The 14,314-nt window shown below is 70.5% G+C and carries 15 protein-coding genes; 7 read left to right on the forward strand and 8 right to left on the reverse strand.

The features are described from left to right. The first annotated feature begins 204 nt into the window (after nt 1–204). A complete protein-coding gene (locus NON00_RS15460; protein ID WP_256022633.1) occupies nt 205–1,674 on the forward strand; it encodes an ATP-binding protein in 1,470 nt (489 codons plus the stop codon). A gap of 87 nt (nt 1,675–1,761) precedes the next feature. Here NON00_RS15460 and NON00_RS15465 read toward each other — a convergent pair whose 3' ends face one another. From NON00_RS15465 to NON00_RS15475, 3 genes are read right to left on the reverse strand one after another with little or no spacing between them, the layout of a single operon-like run. Beyond that, complete coding sequence (locus NON00_RS15465; RefSeq protein ID WP_256022635.1) at nt 1,762–2,286, reverse strand: hypothetical protein; 525 nt, start codon at nt 2,284–2,286, stop codon at nt 1,762–1,764. Then, the gene (locus NON00_RS15470) at nt 2,279–3,298 is read right to left on the reverse strand and encodes an ABC transporter substrate-binding protein (protein WP_256022638.1); all 1,020 of its coding nucleotides are present in this window, start codon (nt 3,296–3,298) and stop codon (nt 2,279–2,281) included. The genes NON00_RS15465 and NON00_RS15470 overlap by 8 nt, the downstream gene beginning before the upstream one ends. 53 nt (nt 3,299–3,351) lie before the next feature. Next, on the reverse strand, nt 3,352–4,047 hold the full coding sequence (locus NON00_RS15475; RefSeq protein WP_256022641.1) for a DUF599 domain-containing protein: 696 nt from the start codon (nt 4,045–4,047) through the stop codon (nt 3,352–3,354). 129 nt (nt 4,048–4,176) lie between these two features. Here NON00_RS15475 and NON00_RS15480 point away from each other — a divergent pair, with 129 nt between their 5' ends. Beyond that, nucleotides 4,177–5,331 carry an MFS transporter gene (locus tag NON00_RS15480; protein ID WP_256022645.1) on the forward strand — a complete coding sequence of 385 codons (1,155 nt, stop codon included), beginning with the start codon at nt 4,177–4,179 and terminating at the stop codon, nt 5,329–5,331. 145 nt (nt 5,332–5,476) lie between these two features. Here the strand turns inward: NON00_RS15480 and NON00_RS15485 are convergent, their stop codons facing one another. The 3 genes from NON00_RS15485 to NON00_RS15495 form a co-directional block, all read right to left on the reverse strand. Next, complete coding sequence (locus NON00_RS15485) at nt 5,477–6,688, reverse strand: NADP-dependent isocitrate dehydrogenase (protein WP_256022649.1); 1,212 nt, start codon at nt 6,686–6,688, stop codon at nt 5,477–5,479. Between the two features lie 271 nt (nt 6,689–6,959). Further along, entirely contained in the window at nt 6,960–7,262 is a 303-nt protein-coding gene (locus NON00_RS15490) for a hypothetical protein (RefSeq protein WP_256022651.1), read from the reverse strand. A gap of 117 nt (nt 7,263–7,379) precedes the next feature. Further along, a complete protein-coding gene (locus tag NON00_RS15495) occupies nt 7,380–7,634 on the reverse strand; it encodes an Lrp/AsnC ligand binding domain-containing protein (RefSeq protein ID WP_256022653.1) in 255 nt (84 codons plus the stop codon). Nucleotides 7,635–7,911: 277 nt separating this feature from the next. Here NON00_RS15495 and NON00_RS15500 point away from each other — a divergent pair, with 277 nt between their 5' ends. Both NON00_RS15500 and NON00_RS15505 read left to right on the forward strand, forming a co-directional pair. Then, on the forward strand, nt 7,912–8,307 hold the full coding sequence (locus tag NON00_RS15500; protein ID WP_256022657.1) for an argininosuccinate lyase: 396 nt from the start codon (nt 7,912–7,914) through the stop codon (nt 8,305–8,307). Between the two features lie 127 nt (nt 8,308–8,434). Further along, complete coding sequence (locus NON00_RS15505; protein WP_256022660.1) at nt 8,435–10,153, forward strand: thiamine pyrophosphate-dependent enzyme; 1,719 nt, start codon at nt 8,435–8,437, stop codon at nt 10,151–10,153. Nucleotides 10,154–10,312: 159 nt separating this feature from the next. On the opposite strand, the gene NON00_RS15510 is transcribed toward NON00_RS15505, so the two are convergent. Together NON00_RS15510 and ggt are read right to left on the reverse strand one after the other, a co-directional pair. After that, complete coding sequence (locus NON00_RS15510) at nt 10,313–10,669, reverse strand: DUF805 domain-containing protein (RefSeq protein WP_256022664.1); 357 nt, start codon at nt 10,667–10,669, stop codon at nt 10,313–10,315. Between the two features lie 60 nt (nt 10,670–10,729). Further along, nucleotides 10,730–12,490 carry a gamma-glutamyltransferase gene (ggt, locus tag NON00_RS15515; protein WP_256022667.1) on the reverse strand — a complete coding sequence of 587 codons (1,761 nt, stop codon included), beginning with the start codon at nt 12,488–12,490 and terminating at the stop codon, nt 10,730–10,732. Nucleotides 12,491–12,575: 85 nt separating this feature from the next. Between ggt and NON00_RS15520 the strand changes: the two genes are divergently transcribed. The 3 genes from NON00_RS15520 to NON00_RS15530 are packed head-to-tail and all read left to right on the forward strand — an operon-like array spanning nt 12,576 to nt 14,258. Beyond that, nucleotides 12,576–13,244: a sulfite oxidase-like oxidoreductase gene (locus tag NON00_RS15520; protein WP_256022670.1), complete on the forward strand. Its 669-nt coding sequence runs from the start codon at nt 12,576–12,578 to the stop codon at nt 13,242–13,244. Then, the gene (locus NON00_RS15525) at nt 13,237–13,776 is read left to right on the forward strand and encodes a glutathione peroxidase (protein ID WP_256022674.1); all 540 of its coding nucleotides are present in this window, start codon (nt 13,237–13,239) and stop codon (nt 13,774–13,776) included. Before NON00_RS15520 ends, NON00_RS15525 begins: the two co-directional genes overlap by 8 nt. Then, nucleotides 13,773–14,258: a GNAT family N-acetyltransferase gene (locus NON00_RS15530; protein WP_256022677.1), complete on the forward strand. Its 486-nt coding sequence runs from the start codon at nt 13,773–13,775 to the stop codon at nt 14,256–14,258. Before NON00_RS15525 ends, NON00_RS15530 begins: the two co-directional genes overlap by 4 nt. The last annotated feature ends 56 nt before the right edge of the window (nt 14,259–14,314 follow it).

Here is a 14,314-nt window from a genome sequence, read left to right on the forward strand (position 1 = left end):
GTGGTGCGGGGGCGGCTCGGCCTCGGGCCGGAGGCTTTCGGGCTGATGCTGGCGGCCATGGGCGTCGGCGCCGTGGGGGGGGGGGGGGGGGGGGCGGGCGCCCCCCCCCCCCCCCCCCCCCCCCCATAGCCCCCCCTCGGTCTTCCCGCATGGCCTTATCGTTCCGATCCGCTATAGGACCCGCCCTCAGCAGCGGAGTGGCGGATGACAGTCGGCATTGACATGGGCCGGACGAGCGGCGGGCAGGCCGGGATTCTCGACCTTGAGGAACTCCTGGCGACGCGCCTTCTGGTTCAGGGCAATTCCGGCTCCGGCAAGTCGCATCTGCTGCGGCGGCTGATGGAGCAGTCCGCCCCCTGGGTGCAGCAGGCGGTGATCGACCCGGAGGGGGATTTCGTCACCCTGGCCGACCGCTTCGGCCATCTGGTGATCGACGCCGCCGAGCATAGCGAGGCCGCCCTGCAGCGCGCGGCGGACCGGGTGCGGGCGCATCGCGTCTCCGTGGTGCTGAACCTCGAGGGGCTGGACGCCGATGGCCAGATGCGCCACGCCGCCGCTTTCCTCGGCGGGCTGTTCGATGCGGAGCGCGACCACTGGTCCCCCATGCTGGTGGTGGTGGACGAGGCGCAGCTTTTCGCCCCCGCCGCCGCCGGCGAGGTCTCGGACGAGGCCCGGCGCGCCTCGCTGGGGGCCATGGCCAACCTGATGTCGCGCGGGCGCAAGCGTGGCCTGGCCGGCATCATCGCCACCCAGCGCCTGGCCAAGCTGGCGAAGAATGTCGCCGCCGAGGCCAGCAACTTCCTGATGGGCCGCACCTTCCTCGATATCGACATGGCCCGCGCCGCCGACCTGCTGGGCATCGAGCGGCGCCAGGCCGAGATGTTCCGCGACCTGCCGCGCGGCAGCTTCGTGGCGCTGGGCCCGGCGCTCTCCCGCCGGCCGGTGACGATCCAGATCGGCGTGGTCGAGACCACCTCGCGCGGCACCACCCCCAGCCTGATCCCGCTGCCGCGGACGGTGCCGGAGGATGCGAAGGAACTGATCCTGGCCGCGGCGGCGGAGCCGGACCCGGTGCTGCGCCCGCCGCCCCGCCGCCCCGCCCCGGCGCCCGCGCCGGACATCCTGGCGCAGCTGGCCCAGGCGCGCCCGGCCATGCCCGCCCCGCGCGCCGAGCCCGAGCCCAGCGCGGAAGAGCGTGCCGCCCGCAAGCGTAAACTCGAAGAAATCCTGCGGCAGGTGCTGGCCGAGCCGGAGGCGGCCTTTCGCAACACCTCCGTGCTCTACCAGGATTTCCTGGTGCGGCTGCGCATCCACGCCGTGCCGGGCAAGCCGCCGGAAATCCCGGCCTTCCGCCGCATGCTGGCCGTGGCCCGCGCCGGCATCAGCGCCGAGGCGGCGGAAGGCGAGGCGTGGCAGCGCATCGAGGCCCGCGCCCACGCCCTGCCGGAGGATGTGCAGGGGGTCTATCTGCTGATCGCCCGCGCGGCGCTGGAGGGCGCACCCTGCCCGTCGGACGACACCATCGCCCAGGCCTACGGCACCCGCTCCGCCGGGCGGGCGCGGCGCGTGCTGGCCTATATGGAAGAGCAGGGCGCCATCGTCTGCCGCACCGATGGCCAGGGGCGCCGGATCATCGCCCTGGTGGAACTGGGGCATGAGACAGGCGCAGGGTAAGGGTTCTTTTTTAAAAAAAAGAACCAAAAAACTTTTTTCAGTCTGGCGTCCCGCTGTGCCGGGAGACGGCGGCAGCCTGAAAGAAAACTATGGGGGTGACAGCCCCTGGAGGATGCTTCTGAATTCCGCCTGCCGGGCCTCGAACTGCGCCTTCTCGGCGACGCAGACGGTGGTGGTGCGCCCGGCGGGGGTTTCGATCAGGGCGAAGTAGCTGCGCACCTGGAGGGCACGTTCGGGCAGGCCATCGCGCGGGCGGAAATCGGCCACCACCTCCAGTGCGGTGCGGCCTTTCACCTCGGTGGGAGTCAGGGCGAGGATCTGGTAGCGGTCCAGCAGCCGGGCGCGCTCCACATTCTGCCAGCCGGGGCTGCGGACCAGGGCATTGATCTGCTCCTGCGTCATCCGCGCATTCTGCGGCGCGGGGACATAGGCGATCTGGCAGGTGGTGTCCGCCTCCGGCGGGCGGCGCAGGCTGAAGCGCGCCTTCTGCTCGCCGCTCGGCGCCATCGGGGTCAGCACATAGCCGGGGGGCGCGGTGATGGAGAGCTCCGCCGCCCCGGCGGGGGCGGCGGCCAGCAACAGCAGCAGCGCCAGGGGCGTGCGCCTAGACAAGGCGCCGCTCCGCCGCCGGCGGCAGGAAGCGGCCGGTGAAGAGGCTCTCCGCCGGCGGGACGGTGGAAAGGCCGTAGGCCTCGGCATTGGCGCGCATCAGCAGGGCGGCGCGGTCCATGTCCAGGTGGCCGGTGCCATGCTCGCGCACCGTGGGGGTGAGGATGGAGCGGTCCCGCGTCATCGCCCAGCGCCGCTTTTCCAGGGCCACATCGAAGAGGGGTTCGCGCTTGCGGACGGACTCCATGGCCGCGTCCGGCTCGGCCAGCAGCAGCTTCAGCCCGCCGATGGCGGCGCGCACCGCGCCCATGGCCTGCTGCGGGTTCTGCTCCAGCCAGTCGGCGCGGGCGATCAGGCCGCTGCCATAGACGTCCAGCCCGTTCTCCGCATAGGTCCAGGAGAGGATGTCCTCCTCCTTCACCCCGAGCGAGAGCAGGTTGAAATGGGTGGTGAAGAGGAAGCCGGAGACGGCATCGACCTTGCCCTGGGCCAGCATGGTGTCGCGCAGATTGGCGGCGATGCTGCTCCACTGCACCTTTGCCGCCTCCACCCCGGCGGCGCGGGCGAAGGGCGGGAAGAGGACGCGGCTGGCCTCGCCCTCCGGCGCGCCGAGGGTGCGGCCCTCGATGCCCTTCAGCGCGGTGATGCCGCTGCGGCGCGTGGTGGTGATGGCCGCCGCCGTGCGGTCCAGCACCGGATAGAGGCAGACGACGCGGCGGTTGGGGTTCTCGGCGTTGAACTTCACCGCCGCCGAGACCTCGGCATAGCCCATCTCATAGGCGCCGGCGGCCACCTTCACCACCGTGTCGCCGGAGCCATAGCCCCGGTCGATCTTCGCGGCCAGGCCCTGCTCGCGGAACAGGCCGCGCTCCTCGGCGATGGTGAACATGGCGTGGTTGCCCTGCAGCACCCAGTCCAGCGCCAGGCGCAGCGGCGCCTGGGCCCGCGCCGGGCGGGCGAGGAGGGCGGGCAGGGCCAGCGCGGAGGCGGCCAGCAGAGTGCGGCGATGCGGCATGGTGTCTTAACCCCGGAACAGCGGCCCCGGTTGAGACCCCTTTCGCCGTGGCGTCAAGCGTCCTTGGCCGGTTGGGCCAGCGCGTCGCGCACGACGGAGCGGAATTCGCGGCGGTGCAGTTCCCGCAGCACCAGCAGCGAGGAGAGGATGAGCGCCACCGGGTGCAGGATCCAGGCGAGGGCGGCGAGGCCGAAATAATAGGCGCGCAGCCCGGTGTTGAAATGCCGCGCCGCGCGGTTGGCGACGGCGGCGGCGATCTCGGCCTGCTGCCGGCCGTTGCCGACATCGCCCACCGGCATGGCGCCGAGGCAGATGCTGCAATAGTTGAACTGCCGCAGCGCCCAGGTCAGTTCGAAGAAGGCGCGCACGAAGATGAAGACCAGCAGGAAGATGTGCAGCTCCCAGGCTTCCTGGCTGGGCGGCAGGGCGGCGAAGGGCACCACGCCGAAGATCCGCCGCCCCAGATCCGGCGCCCCCAGCATGGCCACCAGCCCGCCCAGGATGAAGATGCTGGTATTGGCCAGGAAGGAGGTGGAGGCCATCAGCCGGCCGATGATGTTGACATCCGCCACCCGGTTCTCCCGCTCCAGCACGGCATGCATCCAGCGCCGCCGGTGCTCGTCCATGGCGGCGATGACGCTGCGCGCGCGGATGGCGGGCACGCGGTCCACCACCGCGGCATAGCCGACCCAGCAGGCGATGAAGACGGCGAGGGCGCACCAGTCGAGGGCGGAGAAGGGCAGGATCATGCGCCCGGCATAGCATTTCCGCGCGCGGTGCCGCAGCCCCCCGCATGCGGCCGGGGCGGGGCATGACAGTTCCGTGGCCCGGGCGGCGCGCGGGTTGCGCCGGGGGAGGGGGCGGGGCAAGCGGGAGGGATGAACCCTCTTCCCGATCCCCGGGCCGCGCGCGGGGCGACGCGGCTGGTCTTTCTCGTCAACGGCATGGTCTTCGCCGGCTGGGCGCCGCTGGTGCCCCTGGCGAAGGAGCGCCTCGCGCTGGACGAGGCCGGGCTGGGCCTGGTGTTGCTGGCGCTGGGGGCGGGGGCCATCCTGGCCATGCCCTGGGCGGGGCCGCTGATCCAGCGCCGGGGCAGCCGGGCGGTGACGCTGGTGGCGGGGTGCGGCTTCCTGGCGGTGCTGCCGCTGCTGGCGCTGGCGCCCTCGGCGCCGCTGCTGGGGCTGGCGCTGTTCCTCTTCGGCGCCGCGGGGGGGATGATGGATGTGGCGATGAACGCCCAGGCCGTGGCGGTGGAGGCACGGGGCGGCCGGCGCATCCTGTCCTCCATCCACGGGCTGTGGAGCATTGGCGGGCTGGTGGGGGCGGGGCTTTCGGCGCTGCTGCTGGGGTTCGGGCTGGCGGCGCCCTGGGTGGCCGGGGTGCTCTCCGCCCTGGCGCTGGCGGGGCTGGCCCTGGCGGCGCCCGCCCTGCTGCCGCGCGCGGGGGACCGGCCGGCAGAAGGACCGGAAGAAGTCCGGGGCTTCGCCCTGCCGCGCGGCCCGGTGCTGGCGCTGGGCCTGCTCTGCTGCGCCGCCGCCCTGGCCGAGGGCGCGATGGTGGACTGGACGGGCGTCTTCCTGGCCGAGGCGCGCGGCATGGCGGTGGAACTGGCCGGGCTGGGCTTCGCCGCCTTCGCCGTGGCCATGGCGGCGGCGCGGCTGGCCGGGGATGGGCTGGCCAGCCGCTTCGGCCCCGTGGCGATGATCCGCGCCGGCACGCTGCTGGCGGCGCTGGGGCTGGGGCTGGCGGTGGCGCTGCCCTCGGGCGAGGCGGCGCTGGCTGGCTTCGCGCTGGCCGGGCTGGGGCTGGGCAATGCGGTGCCGCTGCTGTTCAGCGCCGCCGGGCGGCTGCCGGGGGTGGCGCCGGGGGCGGCCATCGCGGCGGTGGCGACGCTGGGCTATGCCGGGCAGCTGGCCGGGCCGGCGCTGATCGGCTTCCTGGCGCGGTGGAGCAGCCTGCCGCTGGCGCTCGGCGGTGTTGCGCTGCTGATGCTGGCGGTGGCCGCCGGTGCGGGCATCGCGCGCGGGCGCTGACATGAAAAAGGCGGGCATGAAAAAGGCGGGGGATGTGATCCCCCGCCCGATGGCCCTTGCCAGGCCGGGAACGCCGCAACGGCCCGCCAGGAATCCGTTGCCGCGCCCCCCTTCGCCACCCGGAGGCGGCAGCCTGATAAAAGAATCAGGCCATCTTCTTCTGCAGGTTCTCGTCGAGCTTGGAGAGGAAGTTCTGGGTGTTGAGCCAGGGCTGGTCCTTGCCGATCAGCACGGCGAGGTCCTTGGTCATGTAGCCGGCCTCGACGGTCTCGACGCAGACCTGCTCCAGGGCGTTGGCGAAGTCCACCACATCCTGGGTGCCGTCGAACTTGCCGCGATAGGCGAGGCCGCGGGTCCAGGCGAAGATCGAGGCGATCGGGTTGGTCGAGGTCTCGCGGCCCTTCTGGTGCTCGCGGTAGTGGCGCGTCACCGTGCCGTGGGCGGCCTCGGACTCGACCGTGTTGCCATCCGGGGAGAGCAGCACGGAGGTCATCAGGCCGAGGCTGCCGAAGCCCTGGGCCACGATGTCGGACTGCACGTCGCCATCGTAGTTCTTGCAGGCCCAGATATAGCCGCCTTCCCACTTCAGGGCGGAGGCGACCATATCGTCGATCAGGCGCTGCTCATAGGTCAGGCCGCGCTTCTCGAACTCGGCCTTGAACTCGGTCTCGTAGATCTTCTGGAAGATGTCCTTGAAGGTGCCGTCATAGGCCTTCAGGATCGTGTTCTTGTGGCTGAAGTAGACCGAGTAGCCGCGCGCCAGGCCGTAGTTGAAGGAGGCGCGGGCGAAGCCCTCGATGGAGGAGGACAGGTTGTGCTGCATCATCGCAGCGCCCGGCCCCTTGAAGACGAACTCGCCGACTTCCTGCGCCTCGCCGCCCTCGGGCTCGTAGATCATCTTCACCTTGCCGGCGCCGGGGACCTTCATCTCGACGGCGCGGTAGATGTCGCCATAGGCATGGCGGCCGACGACGATCGGCTTGGTCCAGTGCGGCACCAGGCGGGGCACGTTCTGGCAGATGATCGGCTCGCGGAAGATGGTGCCGTCGAGGATGTTGCGGATGGTCCCGTTGGGGGACTTCCACATCTTCTTCAGGCCGAACTCCTTCACGCGGGCCTCGTCCGGCGTGATGGTGGCGCACTTCACGCCCACGCCGTACTGCTTGATGGCGTGGGCGGCGTCGACCGTCACTTGGTCGTCCGTCTGGTCACGGTACTGGATGCCGAGGTCGTAGTACTTCAGGTCGACGTCCAGGTAGGGGATGATCAGCTTGTCCTTGATGAACCCCCAGATGATGCGGGTCATCTCGTCGCCGTCGAGCTCGACGACGGGGGTCTTTACCTTGATCTTGGCCATGCCGATCCTCGTCTGGACAGATTTTCCTCGCTGGCCGGCCCGCCCGCCTCGTGGCGCGGCACCGGCGGCGCGACGGGCGGGACAATCGCATCCGGGGCGGAAGGCGGCAAGGGCAGGTGGCGCCTTCCGCGAGCATGGCGCCCCCGCGCCGGTGGGTCAGAAGCGCGGGGCGGGGCAGAAGGGAGGCAGGCACCGCGCGGGGCCGGAGCGGGCGGGCGCGGGGGGCGGCGGCCATCCTGGCCTTGGCCCGGCTCCGGCGGCAGGCCGTGGATCAGCGATAGCCGCGGCCGTAGCCGCTGTAGCCGCCGCTATAGCCGCTGCTGTAGCCGTTATTGTAGCCGCTGTTGTAACCGCTGTTGTAGCCGCGCCGGTAGTTGGTGTTGCGGTAGTTGGGCTGTGGCCGGCGATGGTGGCTGTCATCATCGCTGGCGGCCGCGGCCACCAGGCCGGCGGCCAGCGCCGCCCCGGCGCCCAGCGCCAGGGTGCCGCCCCAGTTGGTGCTGCCATCGGGGTTCTGGCAGCCACCGAGGAGGAGGCTGCTCGTCAGCAACAGGGCAGGGATCAAACGCCGCATGAGATCCGTCTCCTTAATTGAGACTATCCTGCCGCGTCCTGATGGTGTTCTGAAGTCGGAATGGGGCTCATTTTGTGGCAGGGCGCGGTTTGAGGCACCCGCCCCGCCCGCCCGGCCTCAGGCGCGCTGGCCGGAGAAGGCGTTGAAGGTCTGCAGCGTGTAGCTGTCCTTCACCCCGGCGACAGTCTGGATCTTCTCGACCACGAAGAGGCCGATATCCTGGTCGTTCTCCAGATAGAACTTGCCGAGCAGGTCATACTGGCCGGAGATCGAATGCATCTCCGACAGTTCGGGGATGCTGTCGGCCATCTCGCGGGCCACGGCATAGGCCTTGCCCATCTCGCATTTCAGCATGACGAAGATCGCGCGCATGGACTCTCTACTTCTGACAGGGAAGGGGCCCGGCCATGCCGGGCAGGCTGCCGCAGCATCGCCCGATCCGCGCCGTCAGGACAGGATTTCCTGACACCGGCCGGCCGGGAATGGCGCCGCGCCTTCCGCTGATACCGTAAACGCGCGGTCGCCGCACCCCACGGCGCGCCTCTTGCGGTGCAACATTTTTAACCTCTTCCCTTGCAGTTTACGGCGTCCCCTTTCCCCCCAGCCCGCTCCGCCCGCCATGGCGGAGCCGATCGTGAGGAACCGCACCATGCGCCGCTTTCCCTCCACCCTCGCCCGCCGCCTGCTGCTCGCCGCGCTGCTGCCGGCCGCGGCGCTGGCCGGCGCCTCCATCGCCCAGGCCCAGGGCCGCCAGGATTTCGAACTGGTGAACCGCACCGGCTACGAGATCCGCGAGGTCTATGTCGGCGCCACGCGCAGCACCGAATGGGGCCGCGACGTGCTGGGCCAGGGCGTGCTGCCCGCCAATGCGCGCCGCCAGATCCGCTTCTCCGCCCGCACGCGTGACTGCATGTTCGACATCAAGGTCGTCTACAGCGACGATGACAGCACGGCCGAGTGGCGCAACCTCGACCTCTGCTCCATCTCCCGCATCTCGTTGTTCTGGGATTCCAAGCGCCAGGTCAGCCGCGCCGAGTGGGAGTAACACCCCGCCCGCCCCTCCTGCCTGGCCCGCCGGTGGCGAAATCCACCGGCGGGCGGGTAGCCCTGCTGCGTGGCCTCGGCTAGCTTGCCCGCGCTTGTCGGACAACTTGCCGAAGGAAACGCAGACAATGGACGGGATGAGCAGCACGGGCCGCACGGAGAGCCACGCCGAAAGCCGCACGGGCGGGCAGCTTCTGGCGGATGCCCTGGTGGCCCAGGGCGTGACCCACGCCTTCTGCGTGCCCGGCGAGTCCTATCTCGACCTGCTGGATGGCCTCTACGCCAACAGCGACAAAATCAGCCTCACCACCTGCCGCTTCGAGGCGGGGGCGGTGAACATGGCCGAGGCCCATGCCAAGCTGACGGGCCGCCCCGGCGTCGCCCTCGTCACCCGTGGCCCGGGCGCCTGCCACGCCGCCATCGGCGTGCATGTCGCCATGCAGGACAGCACGCCGCTGGTGCTGATCGTCGGCCAGATCCCCTTCGCCGAGACCGACCGCGAGAGCTTCCAGGAAGTCGATTACCGCCGCATGTTCGGCTCCGTCGCCAAATGGGTGACGCAGATCGACGACGCCGCGCGCATCCCCGAGCTGATGGCCCATGCCTTCGACGTGGCGACCAGCGGCCGCCCCGGCCCCGTCGTCATCGCCATCTCGGAGGAAATGCAGAAGGTGCGCGTGCCGGTGCCCGATATCGGCCCGGCCGAGGTGGAGCCCGCCCATCCCTCGCCGGCGGCGCTGCGCAAGATGCTGGCCCTGCTCGACGCGGCGGAGCGCCCGCTGGTCATCCTCGGCGGCTCGCGCTGGAGCCAGGAGACGCGCCGCATCATCCGCGAATTCTGCGTGGCGCGCGACCTGCCCGTGGCCGTCGGCTTCCGCCGCCAGAGCCTCTATGACTGCACCCTGCCCAATTATGCCGGCGATCTCGGCGTTGGCGCCGATGCCGGGCTGGTGGCCAAGGCGAAGCAGGCCGATCTCATCCTCGCCCTCGGCACCCGCATCGGCGAGCCGGTGAGCCAGGGCTACACCCTGTTCGACATGGCAGGCCAGGGGGCGCAGAAAATCGTCCACGTCTACCCCGATCAGGCGGAGATCGGCCGCGTCTATCGCCCGGCCCTCGGCATCACGGCGGAGATCAACGCCTTCGCCGCCGCGCTGGCGGAGCTGCCGGCGCCCGCCACCGCGCCGCGCTGGTCCGCCTGGACGAAGGAGGTCCACGCCGCCCGCGCCGCCCAGGCCGTGGCGCCGGACTATGCCGGGCCGCTCAACCTCGCGCGCGAGCTTCAGGCGCTGGAGAAGGTGCTGCCCGCTGACACCATCTTCACCTGCGATGCCGGCAATTTCGCCACCTGGCCCAACCGCTTCATGCATATGACGGAGCAGCAGGAGTTCCTTGGCCCGACCAATGGCGCCATGGGCTATGCCGTGCCGGCGGCGATCGGCGCCAAGATCACCTTCCCGGAGCGCACCGTCATCGGCCTCGTCGGCGATGGCGGCTTCCTGATGACGGGGCAGGAAATCGCCACCGCCTTCCAGGCCGGCGTCGCGCCGCTGGTGCTGGTGTTCAACAACGGCATGTACGGCACCATCCGCATGTATCAGGAGCGCGCCTATCCCGGCCGCGTCTCCGCCACCAAGCTGACCAACCCGGACTTCGCGAAGTTCATCGAGAGCTTCGGCGGCCATGGCGAGACGGTGGAGAAGGATGGCGAACTGGTGCCCGCCTTCCAGCGCGCCGTGGCCAGCGGCAAGCCCGCCGTCATCGAGGTGCGCGTGAACCCCGAGCAGGTGACCCACCGCGCGACCATCGAGGACCTGCGGGCGCAGGGGAATGTGAAGAAGCACTGAGGTTTTGAAGAGATAAGTTCTATTATCTTCTTTTTCTGAAGAAAAAGAAGATTTTTTCAGTTTGGCGTCCCGCCTCAGGCCTGAGGCGGGACGCAGACTGAGAAAAGTTTTTTGGTTCTTTTTTTCAAAAAAAGAACATCTTTCCAGAAATAATTCAAATTATCCCACGGCAGGCCCGAAGCGGTTCTCCTCCGCCTCGCCTTTGCGCGCGAGCCAGAGGATGAGCGGGATCCAGCCGATCAGCGGCACCAGCCAGAGCAATTGCCACCAGCCGCTGCGACCGGTGTCGTGCAGGCGGCGGGTAACGCAGGACGTCTGCGGGATCAGGAAGATCAGGTGGACGGCAGCGGTGATCAGCCCGTTCTTGCCCTGGTTGCCGGCGGCGTCCACGAGGCTGGCCCCCCAGCACATCAGCCCGATGAACAGGGTGAACCACCAGTATTCCGAGCGCATGGCGCGGCCGGAGAAGGTGAAGTATTTTCCCATCGCCGCCGCGATGGCCTGGGAGAAGCTCATGCCGGACTCCTTGTCACCGGGCGTTTTCGTGAAACTGGCTCCGCGCCGCGCGCCGAAGGGTTAATCCCCGAGTGCCGCGCCCTCGCGGCGCGGGTCGGCGCCGCCCAGCAGCCCCTGCGGCGTCATGACGATGGCCTGAAGGCCGGAGGGCATCGGCTTCACCTCCACCTTGTGCCCGCGCGCCTGGAGTTCCCCGGCCAGGGTGTCGTCCTCCAGCTCCACGGCGCCGCCCAGCGTGCCGACGCGGCGCAGCGAGACGGCGGCCTGCGGGTCCAGCTTCCAGTCCAGCAGCCCCACCAGCGTCTGCGCCACATAACCGATGATCCGCCCGCCGCCCGGCGAGCCAACCGAGGCGTAGAACGCCCCCGCGCCATCAAAGACCAGGGTGGGCGACATGGAGGAACGCGGGCGCTTGCCGCCCTCCACCCGGTTGGCCACCGGGCGGCCCTCCGCCTCCGGCCGGAAGGAGAAGTCGGTCAGCTGGTTGTTGAGGAAGAAGCCCCGCACCATCAGCCGCGCGCCGAAGGCATCCTCCACCGTGGTGGTCATGCTGAGGGCATTGCCCTGCGCATCGACGATGGACATGTGGCTGGTGCCATGCTCGGGCTGGTCCGGCATGGGGGCCAGGCGCGTCTCGCGCCAGCGCGGATTGCCGGGGCGCGGCGTGGGGTTGGCGCGGTCACGGTCCACCAGCTGGGCGCGCAGGGTGAGGTAGGTGGGTTCCACCAGCCCGCGCACCGGCACCGGCGTGAAGTCCGAATCCCCCAGGTAGAGGTTGCGGTCGGCATAGGCGAGGCGCCCGGCCTCGGCCAGCAGATGCGCGGCATCCGCCCCCTTCGGGTCCAGCCGCGGCATCGGGAAATGCTCGAGGATGCCGAGGATCTGCGCCACCGCCACCCCGCCGGAGGAAGGCGGCGGGAAGCCGCAGACGCGGTATTCGCGGTAGGGCGTGCACACCGCCTCGCGCCGCTGCGGCGCATAGGCGGCGAGGTCGGCCTCCGTCATGCCATTCCCCCTGTCGCCATGGCTGGCGACGGCGGCGGCGATCTCGGCGGCGATCGGCCCGCGCTGCAGGGCGGCGGCCCCCTGCGCCGCCACGGCGCGCAGCGTCTCCGCCAGGGCGGGGTTCTTCAGGGGGGTGCCGGCGGGCAGGGGCTGGCCATCGGGCATGAAGAAATAGGCCGCCGCCGCCGGGTTGCGCTTCAGCCGCGCCGCATCGGCCGCGATGGCCCCGGCCAGGCGGGGCGAGACGGGGAAGCCTTCCTCGGCCAGGCGGATGGCGGGGGCGAAGAGGCTGGCCCAGGGCAGCCTGCCCTCCGCCTTGTGGGCGGCCTCCAGCATCGGCATCACCCCCGGCACGCCGACGCTGCGGCCGGAGAGCACGGCCTCATAGAAGGGGAGCGGTGTGCCGTCCGGCTTCAGGAAGAGGGCCGGGGTGGCGGCGGCCGGCGCCGTCTCGCGCCCGTCCCAGGCGGCGAGGCGCTGTTGCCCGCCATTCCAGTGCAGCAGCAGCGCGCCGCCGCCAATGCCGGAGGATTGCGGCTCCACCAGCGTCAGCACCGCCTGGGCGGCGATGGCGGCATCCACCGCCGTGCCGCCCTGGCGCAGCATGGCGAGCGCCGCCTCCGCCGCCAGGGGGTGCGCCACCGCCACCATCTGCCGCTGCGCCCGCACCGGCGCGGTGGGGCGGCGGGCGGCATCGGGGGCGGAGGTCAGGTCCTGCGCCGCCCCCGGCAGCGGGGCGAGGGCCAGCGGGGCGAGGGCCAAGGGCAAGGCGAGGGCGAGCAGCAGGCGGCGGGGCGTCATCCGGGTGGGGCGCATCACGGGAATCCAAGGCAGCGAGAGGGTAAGGCTTGCATCCTGGCCGTGCCACGTCACCTATGCTCTCAGCAAGGAACACAGCCCCATGGACCAGGACGAAACGGGCGCTGGCGGCCGCATCCGCCAGAAACTGGTGGAGACGAAGCAGGCCTGGGCCCGCGCCGGCCGCCTGCTAACCGGCGCCACCGCCCGGCCCGAGGAACAGCGCCTGCCCCCCGGCCAGCGGCTGGTGCAGGATTTCCCGGTGCTCGACCTCGGCATCCAGCCGAACGTTCCGGAAGGCGCCTTCCGCCTGACGCTGGACGGGCTGGTGGAGAACCCCGTCACGCTCGACTGGGCCGGCTTCACCGCCCTGCCGCAGGAGGAGCGGCTGAACGACATCCACTGCGTCACCCAGTGGTCGCGCTACGAGAACACCTGGCATGGCGTGGCGGTGGCGACGCTGCTCGACCTCGCCCAGCCGAAGCCGGAGGCCGGCTTCGTCAGCTTCGAGGGCTATGACGGCTACACCACCAACCTGACGCTGGAGGATTTCGCCCGGCCGGAGAGCCTGCTGGCCCATAGCTGGGCGGGGCAGCGCCTCAGCCGCCAGCATGGCGGGCCGCTGCGCGTGGTGGTGCCGCATCTCTACTTCTGGAAAAGCACGAAGTGGGTGAAGCGCATCACCTTCCTGGCCGAGAACAAGCCCGGCTTCTGGGAAGTGCGCGGCTATCACGACCGCGGTGACCCCTGGCTGGAGGAACGCTATGGCTGATCTGTCCCGCCGCGCCCTGCTGGCCTCGGCGCCGCTGCTGCTGGCCGCAGCCCCGGCGCCCGCCGATGCCGGGGGGCATGGCTTCCGCTTCGACAATATCGAAGGCGGCATCATCGATCTGGCCGAATGGCGCGGCAAGCCGGTGCTGGTGGTCAACACCGCCAGCTTCTGCGGCTTCGCTTTCCAGTTCGGCGGGCTGCAGAAGCTGCACGAGGCCTATGGCCCGCGCGGGCTGCTCGTGCTCGGCGTGCCGTCCAACGACTTCAACCAGGAGCATGGCGACAACGCCAGCATCAAGGCCTTCTGCGAGGCGACCTTCGGCGTCGCCTTCCCGATGACCGCGCCCTGCCATGTGCGGGGGCCGCAGGCGCATCCCTTCTTCGCCTGGGCCGGGGCGCAGGGCACGCCGCCGCGCTGGAATTTCTTCAAGTATCTGGTGGGGCGGGATGGCCGCCTGCTCGGCAGCTACCCCAGCCAGACGGAGCCGGACAGCCCCGCCTTCCGCCGCGCCATCGAGACCGCCCTGGCATGACGGCGCGCTGGCGCCCGATGCGCGCCGCCGACCTGCCCGCCGTGCTCGCCATCGCCGACCAGGTCCATACCGGCTACCCCGAGGATGCGGCGGTGCTGGCCGAGCGCCAGCGCCTTTTCCCCGCCGGCTGCTGGCTGCTGGAGGGGGAGGGCGCTGCCCCTTGGGGCTATGCCCTCAGCCATCCCTGGCACGCGCGGCGCCCGCCGCCGCTGAACACGCCGCTGGGGGCGCTGCCGGAGGCGCCGGGGTGTTTCTACATCCATGATGTCGCGCTGCTGCCCGCCGCGCGGGGCCAGGGCGCGGCCGGGCGGCTGATGCCGCTGCTCCGCATGGCGGCCGGCTCCCTGCCGGGGATGGCCCTGGTGGCGGTCCATGGCTCCGTGCCCTTCTGGCAGCGCCAGGGCTTCCGCGTGGTGGAGGCGCCGGAACTGGCGGCGAAGCTGGCCTCGTATGGCCAGGATGCGCGGTATATGGAGAATTAAGAAATAATATTTTTTGATTTAAGAATCTTCTTTTTCTGAAGAAAAAGAAGCAAAAA

Origin of the sequence: Roseomonas sp. GC11, assembly GCF_024437745.1 — a bacterium.
Classification (GTDB): domain Bacteria; phylum Pseudomonadota; class Alphaproteobacteria; order Acetobacterales; family Acetobacteraceae; genus Pseudoroseomonas.

What these genes read in the sequence shown, in the direction of transcription:
- NON00_RS15460 (WP_256022633.1), top strand. Translation starts at nt 205, where the DNA reads ATGACAGTCGGCATTGACATGGGCCGGACGAGCGGCGGGCAGGCCGGG.
- NON00_RS15470 (WP_256022638.1), bottom strand. Translation starts at nt 3,298, where the DNA reads ATGCCGCATCGCCGCACTCTGCTGGCCGCCTCCGCGCTGGCCCTGCCC.
- NON00_RS15475 (WP_256022641.1), bottom strand. Translation starts at nt 4,047, where the DNA reads ATGATCCTGCCCTTCTCCGCCCTCGACTGGTGCGCCCTCGCCGTCTTC.
- NON00_RS15480 (WP_256022645.1), top strand. Translation starts at nt 4,177, where the DNA reads ATGAACCCTCTTCCCGATCCCCGGGCCGCGCGCGGGGCGACGCGGCTG.
- NON00_RS15485 (WP_256022649.1), bottom strand. Translation starts at nt 6,688, where the DNA reads ATGGCCAAGATCAAGGTAAAGACCCCCGTCGTCGAGCTCGACGGCGAC.
- NON00_RS15490 (WP_256022651.1), bottom strand. Translation starts at nt 7,262, where the DNA reads ATGCGGCGTTTGATCCCTGCCCTGTTGCTGACGAGCAGCCTCCTCCTC.
- NON00_RS15495 (WP_256022653.1), bottom strand. Translation starts at nt 7,634, where the DNA reads ATGCGCGCGATCTTCGTCATGCTGAAATGCGAGATGGGCAAGGCCTAT.
- NON00_RS15500 (WP_256022657.1), top strand. Translation starts at nt 7,912, where the DNA reads ATGCGCCGCTTTCCCTCCACCCTCGCCCGCCGCCTGCTGCTCGCCGCG.
- NON00_RS15505 (WP_256022660.1), top strand. Translation starts at nt 8,435, where the DNA reads ATGGACGGGATGAGCAGCACGGGCCGCACGGAGAGCCACGCCGAAAGC.
- NON00_RS15510 (WP_256022664.1), bottom strand. Translation starts at nt 10,669, where the DNA reads ATGAGCTTCTCCCAGGCCATCGCGGCGGCGATGGGAAAATACTTCACC.
- ggt (WP_256022667.1), bottom strand. Translation starts at nt 12,490, where the DNA reads ATGCGCCCCACCCGGATGACGCCCCGCCGCCTGCTGCTCGCCCTCGCC.
- NON00_RS15520 (WP_256022670.1), top strand. Translation starts at nt 12,576, where the DNA reads ATGGACCAGGACGAAACGGGCGCTGGCGGCCGCATCCGCCAGAAACTG.
- NON00_RS15525 (WP_256022674.1), top strand. Translation starts at nt 13,237, where the DNA reads ATGGCTGATCTGTCCCGCCGCGCCCTGCTGGCCTCGGCGCCGCTGCTG.
- NON00_RS15530 (WP_256022677.1), top strand. Translation starts at nt 13,773, where the DNA reads ATGACGGCGCGCTGGCGCCCGATGCGCGCCGCCGACCTGCCCGCCGTG.